This is a genomic window from Aeromonas sobria, assembly GCF_000820145.1.
GTDB classification, from domain to species: Bacteria; Pseudomonadota; Gammaproteobacteria; order Enterobacterales; family Aeromonadaceae; genus Aeromonas; species Aeromonas sobria.
In genome coordinates, this window is the sequence record NZ_CDBW01000045.1 from 207,292 (window position 1) to 213,883 (window position 6,592).

Annotated in this window: 6 protein-coding genes; 4 read left to right on the forward strand and 2 right to left on the reverse strand. The window is 53.0% G+C overall.

The annotated features are described in order from the left end of the window. Positions 1-29: 29 nt before the first annotated feature. A complete protein-coding gene (locus BN1135_RS20505) occupies positions 30-1,364 on the reverse strand; it encodes an MATE family efflux transporter (protein ID WP_223290171.1) in 1,335 nt (444 codons plus the stop codon). A gap of 259 nt (positions 1,365-1,623) precedes the next feature. On the opposite strand from BN1135_RS20505, the gene BN1135_RS20510 reads away from it, so the two are divergent. From BN1135_RS20510 to BN1135_RS20525, 4 genes are all read left to right on the forward strand, one after another. Further along, the gene (locus BN1135_RS20510; protein ID WP_033136012.1) at positions 1,624-1,917 is read left to right on the forward strand and encodes a co-chaperone GroES; all 294 of its coding nucleotides are present in this window, start codon (positions 1,624-1,626) and stop codon (positions 1,915-1,917) included. Between the two features lie 44 nt (positions 1,918-1,961). After that, on the forward strand, positions 1,962-3,596 hold the full coding sequence (gene groL, locus BN1135_RS20515) for a chaperonin GroEL (protein ID WP_042024445.1): 1,635 nt from the start codon (positions 1,962-1,964) through the stop codon (positions 3,594-3,596). Positions 3,597-3,700: 104 nt separating this feature from the next. Then, a complete protein-coding gene (locus BN1135_RS20520; RefSeq protein WP_042024447.1) occupies positions 3,701-4,201 on the forward strand; it encodes a putative pterin-binding protein in 501 nt (166 codons plus the stop codon). Between the two features lie 23 nt (positions 4,202-4,224). Then, the gene (locus BN1135_RS20525) at positions 4,225-6,156 is read left to right on the forward strand and encodes a putative bifunctional diguanylate cyclase/phosphodiesterase (protein ID WP_042024450.1); all 1,932 of its coding nucleotides are present in this window, start codon (positions 4,225-4,227) and stop codon (positions 6,154-6,156) included. Between the two features lie 42 nt (positions 6,157-6,198). Here the strand turns inward: BN1135_RS20525 and BN1135_RS22290 are convergent, their stop codons facing one another. Beyond that, on the reverse strand, positions 6,199-6,531 hold the full coding sequence (locus BN1135_RS22290; protein WP_189987101.1) for a hypothetical protein: 333 nt from the start codon (positions 6,529-6,531) through the stop codon (positions 6,199-6,201). Between the last annotated feature and the right edge of the window lie 61 nt (positions 6,532-6,592).

The window sequence follows — 6,592 nt, forward strand, 5'->3', positions numbered from 1 at the left end:
TCAGTGAATGGAACCGGTGCTGTAACGGATCAGGGTTGACCCTGATGACACAGCGCCTCGAAGCGGTGTCGGGCATACCACCAGGCGAGGGAGCCCGCCGCCAGATTGGCCAACAATATTCCCAGATAGATCCCCTGTTCTCCCCCCAGTTTTGCCCCCAGCCATGCCCCTGGCAACAGGAAACCAAACAGTCGCAGCCCATTGAACAAGAACGAGATGCTTGATGCCCGCACGCCATTGAGCGCAGAAGCTAACAGCATCACCATCCCCTGAAAGCCGTAACCGATCGGCACCAGATGCAAGTAAAGAGTGATCAAGCGCACCACCTGTGGCTGCTCGCTGAACAGCCTGGCAATAAAGGGAGCAAGCAACCAGGTCAGGCCATAGATGGCGAGCTGGAACAGCAACGCAAAACCCATACAGCTTTGCAACGCAGCCTTGGCGCGGGCCGGGTTACCCGCCCCGCAGTTTTGCGAGATGAAAGGGGCAAGCACGGAGGCAAGGGCCATCATCACGATCAGCAGCAGCGCTTCGACTCGCGAGGCCGCGCCGTAGGCGGCCACTACTTCGGTGCCAAGGCCGGCGAAAAAGGTCATCAGCACCGCATTGGCCAAGGGGTTGAGCATATTGGTAAAGGATGCCGGTACTGCGACATGAAGCAGTGCGCGCCAGTGCTGAAACAGTCTGGGTCGAGCAGAGAGGCGCCACAGCAGTAAACCTTCTCGATGGCGCAAGATATAGAGGCTGACCAGCATCGCCATCAGCCAGGAAATAGAGGTGGCAATGGCCGCCCCGCGGATCCCCCATTCGGGAAACGGACCTATGCCGAAGATCAGCAAGGGATCCAGCACCCCGTTGACCAACCCGGCCACCGCCATCACCACGCTAGGGGTCTTGGTATCCCCAGTCGCGCGGATAGCGGCATTGCCCACCATGGGCAATACCAGCATGGGCACGGTCAGATACCAGATCAGCATGTAGTCATGGATAAGGGAGATAAGCTCGGCACTGGCACCCAGCAGGGTAAACAGCGGTTTGATGGTGAGTGCGCCGCCCACGGAGAGCAGGGCCACCATGATCACCGCCAGAAACAGACTGTCGGTGGCGAGATGGGCGGCCTCATCGTGCTTGCCTTGCCCCAGGGTATGGCCGATCACCGCAGATAGCCCGGCCCCCAATCCCATCGCGAGCGAAGTGACCACAAAGGTCACCGGAAAGGTAAAGCTGATGGCGGCCAGCGCCTGAGTACCCAGCATGCCGATAAAAAAGGTATCGACCAGGTTGAACGCCAGAATGGCGATGATGCCGAAGATCATCGGGCCCGTCATTTGGCGCAGTACGACAGGGATAGGAGCTGTCAGCATGGGATTAGTGCGGGTCAATGGCGAGTCTCTGTATCTGGCTTTGAGGATTCAGGCATGGCAGCGATGGGATGAATCCGGCTTTTATCCATGGTGAGGACACGGGCGAACAATCGAAGAGCTTCATAGTACGTGAAAATATTTTTTTTGTATTTGCCCTTGAAGGGTTAGCTACTTTGCCCCACATCAGTGCCATATCTAATTTGGTCAGAAACGGCCATTCCTCAAAGCAACAATAAGACTCATTTTGGGAGAGTTATCGATGAAAATTCGTCCGCTGCACGACCGCGTCATCATCAAGCGCATCGAAGCTGAAGCCAAATCCGCCGGTGGTATCGTTTTGACGGGTACCGCGGCCCAGAAGTCCACCCGTGGTGAAGTGCTTGCCGTGGGGACTGGTCGCATCCTGGATAATGGCGAAGTCAAAGCGCTGGCAGTGAAGGTGGGTGACAAGGTTATCTTCAACGAAGGCTACGGCGTAAAGACCGAAAAGCTGGATGGTCAGGATGTACTGATCCTCTCCGAAACCGACATCCTGGCGATTGTCGAAGCGTAATCCATCCTCCTTTTTCCCCGAATTGATTTAAGGATTGAAGAAAAATGGCAGCTAAAGACGTTAAGTTTGGTAACGAAGCCCGCATCAAGATGCTGGAAGGCGTAAACATCCTGGCCGATGCGGTCAAGGTCACCCTGGGCCCGAAAGGCCGCAACGTGGTGCTGGACAAGTCCTTCGGCGCCCCGACCATCACTAAAGATGGTGTTTCCGTTGCGCGCGAAATCGAGCTGGAAGACAAGTTCCAGAACATGGGCGCCCAGATGGTCAAGGAAGTTGCTTCCAAGGCTAACGACGCTGCGGGTGACGGTACTACTACTGCAACCGTTCTGGCTCAAGCCATCGTCAATGAAGGCCTGAAAGCCGTCGCGGCTGGCATGAACCCGATGGATCTGAAGCGCGGTATCGACAAAGCCGTTGTGGCTGCTGTTGCCGAGCTGCAAGCGCTGTCCCAGCCTTGCGCTGACAGCAACGCCATCGCTCAGGTAGGCACCATCTCTGCCAACTCCGACGAGAAAGTAGGCAAGTTGATTGCTGAAGCCATGGACAAAGTCGGCCGTGATGGTGTCATCACTGTTGAAGATGGCCAGGGTCTGGACGATGAACTGGCTGTGGTAGAAGGCATGCAGTTCGATCGCGGCTATCTGTCCCCTTATTTCATCAACAAGCAAGAGACTGGTTCCGTTGAACTGGACGACCCGTTCATCCTGCTGGTTGACAAGAAAGTATCCAACATCCGCGAAATGCTGCCGGTGCTGGAAGGTGTTGCCAAAGCTGGCAAGCCGCTGTTGATCGTTGCTGAAGATGTTGAAGGTGAAGCACTGGCTACCTTGGTGGTCAACACCATGCGCGGTATCGTGAAAGTCGCAGCCGTCAAGGCTCCGGGCTTTGGTGATCGTCGCAAGGCCATGCTGCAGGACATCGCCGTACTGACCGGTGGTACCGTGATCTCTGAAGAAGTGGGCATGGAGCTGGAAAAAGCGACTCTGGAAGATCTGGGTCGTGCCAAGCGCATCGTCATCACCAAAGAGAACACCACCATCATCGATGGCGTGGGTGATGCAACCGTGATCGAAGGCCGTGTTGCCCAGATCCGTCAGCAAATCGAAGATACGTCTTCTGATTACGACCGTGAGAAGCTGCAAGAGCGCGTGGCCAAGTTGGCCGGTGGTGTTGCGGTCATCAAGGTTGGTGCTGCCACTGAAGTCGAGATGAAAGAGAAGAAAGCCCGTGTTGACGATGCCCTGCACGCAACTCGCGCTGCTGTTGAAGAGGGTGTGGTTGCCGGTGGTGGTGTTGCGCTGGTGCGCGTTGCTGCCAAGCTGGTTGGCCTGCGTGGCGACAACGAAGACCAAAACGTGGGTATCAAGGTTGCCTTGCGTGCCATGGAAGCTCCGCTGCGTCAGATCGTGATCAACGCCGGTGAAGAAGCCTCCGTCATTGCCAACGCAGTGAAGAACGGTGAAGGCAACTTCGGTTACAACGCTTACACCGAACAGTATGGTGACATGCTGGCCATGGGTATCCTGGATCCGACCAAGGTGACCCGTTCAGCCCTGCAGTTTGCCTCTTCCATCGCCGGTTTGATGATCACCACCGAGTGCATGATCACCGAGATGCCGAAGAAAGATACGCCAGCCATGCCTGACATGGGTGGTATGGGCGGCATGGGCATGATGTAATCATCATCCCGGCTCTGTTTGAGAAACGGCTCGCCCTAGGCGAGCCGTTTTTTTATATCTGGCTAAACTGAGTCTGTTGAGACAGCACATTTTTGGGAGAGAACATGAACGTTTTTGGTTGCATTGCCCTGCTTCTTTCATTGGTCATCATGCCAACGGCCTCAGCAGAGGCGCTCACCGGACCGGTGATCCTGAAAGTCAGCGGCGATATAAAGTCGACAGATGAGGTGGATGGCAAGGTACTGTTTGACCTAGTCAAGCTGCAGGCGCTGCCACAGCATGAAGTGGTGACCGGCAATCCTTGGGTCGATAAACCGCACCGATATAGAGGACCCAAGCTGGCGGACCTGTTGGCTTCGGTTGGGGCTAGTGGTAAAACTGTTATCCTGACAGCATTGAACAGTTTCCAGATCAGTATCGAGTGGGAAAAGGTCGCTAAGTATGATCCTATTTTGGCATGGCAAGATGATGGGGTAGTCATGCGAGTGCGCGATAAGGGACCGATTTGGTTTATGCTCCCTCTCGATCAGTATCCGGAACTGAAGCGCTCTGAATACACTGACATGATGATCTGGCAGCTTGATTCAATAGACATCCAGCGCTAAGCAGCACGCAACAGGAGCATCGGATGAAAGGAAAGACCAGAACTTGGCCACTGATCGTCATTCTGTATATTTCCATCCTGTCGTTTACCGGGAGCACGCTCTACTGCCTGATGCAGATCCAGAACACCACCAGAGCGATGGAGAAATACACCTACGATGTTTCCTGGGCGTTGATGCAGTTGCAATTGGAGCTTGGGCGCTTCCTTACTGCCGTTAGGGTGTATCACTACGGTGGCATCGATCACGATGCCTTGATGCTGCGCTATGACATCCTCTGGAGTAGAACGCCCATTTTGTTGAGCGGCCAGTTGCGCAAAAGCATGGAGGACAAGCAGAAGACCTTACGACTGGTTCAATTGATAGAAAGCAATATCCGCAATATTGAACCCGATATCACTACCCTTAAAGCTGGCGTCAGCGATTATCAGCAAATCATGATGCGGCTGGAACCTCTTCAAGAGCCGCTTTCCTACTCACTTGCCTCTGTGATGCAAAAGAACATCAACATCTATTCAGATAACGATCGCTATTTTGGTCAGTTGCGCAACGCCTTGCTACTGATGGTGTCGGGTCTGATTGTCTCGGTTCTGTTGCTCAGTATCCTGCTTATATATGAAGGGCGTCGTCATTTTAGAGCGGCAAGGCAGGATCCGCTGACCGGATTGCCCAACCGACTTGCTTTGTTGGAGCGGATGGAGCTGTGCACGACTCAAGACGTGCCGTTTGGGCTGGTGTTGATTGATATCAACGATTTCAGGGATATCAACAGTAAGTTCGGCTATGACACTGGTGATTACTTGCTCAATGAGTTCGCCAATCGAATAAGAGCATTGTGTGGGGAGGGAGAGTGGAGTGGCCGCTTGGGGGGTGACCAGTTTGCTATTATTCAGCGTGGCAGCAGTGATCTGCGCCAGGTTCGGGAGTTGGTTGCTCGCTTACAGAATACGCTCAAGCAGGATATCGTGTATGACAACTATCCATTCCGGCTAGAGGCGGGGGTCGGGATTGCATTTTATCCGATGGACAGCAACAAAACTCAAGAGTTGTTGAGCCATGCAGAGCAAGCGCTGTTTCATAGTCGCAAGACTCAAGTACCTTATGTCATCTACGATAACTCTTTGCTAAACGAGACAGCTCGCCGCAAGCACCTAGCCTCGGACATGATCATGGCGTTAGAGCATAACGCCATGGAGCTCTATTACCAGCCAATAGTCAATCTTGAAAATGGTCGCTGTGAAGCGGTCGAAGCCCTATTGCGTTGGCGTCACCCTGAGTTGGGGTTTATTCCCCCTAATGAGGTGATCATGGTGGCAGAAGAGTTTCAGCTTGCAGAAAGAGTCGGTAGCTGGGTGTTAAATACTGCGTGCCAACAACTTTCGCAGTGGCATCAGCTTGGCTTGGTGGACCTGCAGATGTGCGTCAATATTTCCCCGGGCATGTACCAGCGTAATTTGCTCAAACTGGTAGCCAAGGCATTGATGGAGCATCACTTGCCCGCCCGGAGTCTGGTATTGGAAGTAACCGAAGATACCACCATGCGGGAAGTGAAGAACTCTCTGCAACTTATGCAAGACCTTACCCAGCAGGGAGTACTGCTGGCACTGGATGACTTTGGTACTGGCTACTCATCATTGAGCTATCTGCAAAAACTGCCGGTCAGCAAAGTGAAGATTGACCGATCGTTTATTCAGGGCATTGACACCTCTATAGAGGCATCCGAGTTGGTGGCCAACATTTGCCGCTTGGGATCCATGCTGGGCAAGAGTCTGGTCTGTGAAGGGATCGAGACCCAGGCGCAACTTGATGTGTTGCGTTCTCTGACCGATATCCACTTATATGGACAAGGTTATCTGTTCAGCCGACCTGAGCAGGCGGAAAAAATCTATCAAACCTTGCTAGAGATGGAGGATCTTTGGCTGGCGCGTCAACAAACCGAGTCCGCTTACATGGGTTGAAGCAGCATCCCCTCTGGTGCGGTTAGCCTTTTAAACTGTGATTTAGTTCAAATATTCCACGCATTGTTTGTTGTTTGAACGCCTGTGTGGTTTTTTCAAAAAAACATGCAATTCTTGCTTGCCAGAAATATTCTGCTCCCTATAATGCGCCACATCGACAGGGCAAGCGGCAACGCAAACAACCCGGTCGGTAACCTCGAAAAGCCTTTGAAAATAAGGCTTGACTCGAGAAGGCGGTTGAGTAGAATTCCACTCCCGCAGCAACGAACTGTTGCGTCGCTCTTTAACAATTTGAATCAAGCAATCTGTGTGGGCACTCACAGCATCGAGCATCAAAATTAATTTTTGATTTTCAATGTCTGGTGAAGTGACCAAGACGATTTCTTAGCAATAAGAAGTCGAACAGTTTATTTCAGCAATTCATTGAGCCGCTGAA

What these genes read in the sequence shown, in the direction of transcription:
- BN1135_RS20505 (WP_223290171.1), bottom strand. Translation starts at nt 1,364, where the DNA reads ATGCTGACAGCTCCTATCCCTGTCGTACTGCGCCAAATGACGGGCCCG.
- BN1135_RS20510 (WP_033136012.1), top strand. Translation starts at nt 1,624, where the DNA reads ATGAAAATTCGTCCGCTGCACGACCGCGTCATCATCAAGCGCATCGAA.
- groL (WP_042024445.1), top strand. Translation starts at nt 1,962, where the DNA reads ATGGCAGCTAAAGACGTTAAGTTTGGTAACGAAGCCCGCATCAAGATG.
- BN1135_RS20520 (WP_042024447.1), top strand. Translation starts at nt 3,701, where the DNA reads ATGAACGTTTTTGGTTGCATTGCCCTGCTTCTTTCATTGGTCATCATG.
- BN1135_RS20525 (WP_042024450.1), top strand. Translation starts at nt 4,225, where the DNA reads ATGAAAGGAAAGACCAGAACTTGGCCACTGATCGTCATTCTGTATATT.